Annotated in this window: 1 protein-coding gene and 2 pseudogenes; 1 reads left to right on the top strand and 2 read right to left on the bottom strand. The window is 58.5% G+C overall.

All coding sequences use genetic code 11. The features are described 5' to 3' along the window. Positions 1 to 139: 139 nt before the first annotated feature. Positions 140 to 1,278 (bottom strand): IS3 family transposase gene (locus tag V473_RS22670; RefSeq protein WP_148648459.1). Its coding sequence is split into 2 segments (ribosomal slippage): positions 140 to 1,011 and positions 1,011 to 1,278, totalling 1,140 coding nucleotides; the frame shifts between segments, so codons are not numbered across the junction. Between the two features lie 51 nt (positions 1,279 to 1,329). Then, positions 1,330 to 1,455 (bottom strand): annotated as a pseudogene (locus tag V473_RS24305) (ATP-binding protein); the annotation flags it as partial. Here V473_RS24305 and V473_RS23365 point away from each other — a divergent pair. Continuing rightward, positions 1,455 to 1,930 (top strand): annotated as a pseudogene (locus V473_RS23365) (IS3 family transposase); the annotation flags it as partial. The pseudogenes V473_RS24305 and V473_RS23365 overlap by 1 nt on opposite strands. Positions 1,931 to 1,939: the final 9 nt, after the last annotated feature.

Raw genomic sequence — 1,939 nt, forward strand, 5'->3', positions numbered from 1 at the left:
AGAGGTGGCCGGGTTGATTTGAACAGGGATCTGCAACGGTTAAGTGGATCGTCTGCCGGTTTCATCGAACTGCCGATATGGGGCGTCATGTCGGGAGGGCGTAGCCGACCAGAGTGACGCCCCATATCGGCGGCCAAATTCAAGCTGCCATCAACATGGGCAGGTTGTCAAAATAGGTCTGGTCCGGCGTCTTGGCAGCAAGGCTCGAATGCGGCCTCCTACTATTGTAGAAGCTCAGATACCGACCGATCGATGATCGGGCTTCGCTGACCCCGCCGTAGGCGTGCAGATAAACCTCTTCGTATTTCACCGAGCGCCACAGGCGCTCGACCATCACATTGTCGCGCCATGCGCCCCGACCGTCCATGCTGATGGCGATTTCTTCGCGGAGCAACACGCTGGTGAAGGCCATGCTCGTAAATTGGCTGCCCTGATCGGTGTTCAAGATCTCCGGTTTGCCGAAGCGCGCCAGAGCTTCCTCCAGTGCCTCGACACAGAAGTCGGCTTCCATCGTGATCGACACCCGCCAGGCCAGGACCTTGCGGCTGAACCAGTCGACGATAGCCACGAGATAGACGAACCCCTTCGCCATCGGAATGTAACTGATGTCGGTCGCCCATACCTGATTGGGCCGTACGATCGCCAGCTTGCGCAGCAAATAGGGATATACCTTGTGCCCCGGCGTCGGCTTTGAAGTGTTCGGGCGGCGGTAAATCGCCTCGATCGCCATCTTCTTCATCAGCGTAGCTACATGCTGGCGGCCGATCTTCATGCCTTCCTGCCGCAGTAGATCGCGCAGCATGCGACTGCCTGCGAACGGAAATTCCAGGTGCAACTCGTCGATGCGCCGCATGATCGCCAGATCAGCCTCCGAAACCGGTCTGGGCAGGTAATAGACGCTGCCCCGGCTGATCCCCAGTTCCCGCGCCTGCCGCGCCAACGGCAAACTGTGCGAACGATCGATCATCGCTTTGCGCTCGGCAACAGACCGGCCTTCCCGAGCGCGCCGGCCAAAAAATCGTTCGCCAGCGTCAACTCGCCGATCTTGGCGTGCAGCGTCTTCACGTCAATCGCCGGCTCGGCCGTTGCCGACGCATTGTCCGAATCAAATACCCCGGCCGCGCCCTCCAGCAACTGGCTACGCCACGTCGTGATCTGGTTTGGGTGCACGTCAAACTGCTGCGCCAACTCGGCCAGCGTCTTCTCCCCCTTCACGGCAGCCAATGCTACCTTCGCCTTGAAAGCCGGGCTGTGATTCCGGCGTGGTCGTTTGCTCATTTCTACTCCTGTCACGCGGCCATCCTGGCCGCCGTCAGGCAGAAAATCCACTCATCTCAATGTCCAGATTTCCCAGGCCACCTCTCTGGCCCTGAAACAGAAGCTGTCATTGCCGGTCTCAAGGATGAGGCAATGATGCGTAAAGCTATCCAGCAAGGCGGTGGTCATTTTGGTATCTTCGGGCACGACCGCGCCGCCGTGGTCTACCCAAGGACAATGGTGAACGTTCAGTTATCGGTGACAATGTCCTGGATCGCTAGTTCGCTGCCGACAGACCGAACCAGAAATGGGTGGAAGGCTTCACATATATCTGGACGGCCGAGGGCTGGCTCTATGTCGCTGCCGTCATCGACCTGTTTTTACGCAGGGTGGTGGGCTGGTCGATGAGCGCCACAATGACGGCCCAACTTGTGACGGATGCCCTGATATTGGCGATCTGGCGTTGTGGAAAGCCCGATGCCCTGTTGCATCACTCGGATCGCGGTAGCCAATATACCAGTGAGCAGTTCCAGCGTACGAAGAAGAACAACGGCGTCACCTGTTCCATGAGCCGGTCGGGCAACTGTTGGGACAATACCGCGATGGAAAGCTTTTTCCACCCCTCAAAACCGAGCGGATCAGGAGTAAGGTCTACCGATCGCGAGACCAAGCCTGAGCCGAT

This window comes from Sphingobium cupriresistens LL01 (assembly GCF_001046645.1).
Taxonomy (GTDB): domain Bacteria; phylum Pseudomonadota; class Alphaproteobacteria; order Sphingomonadales; family Sphingomonadaceae; genus Sphingobium; species Sphingobium cupriresistens.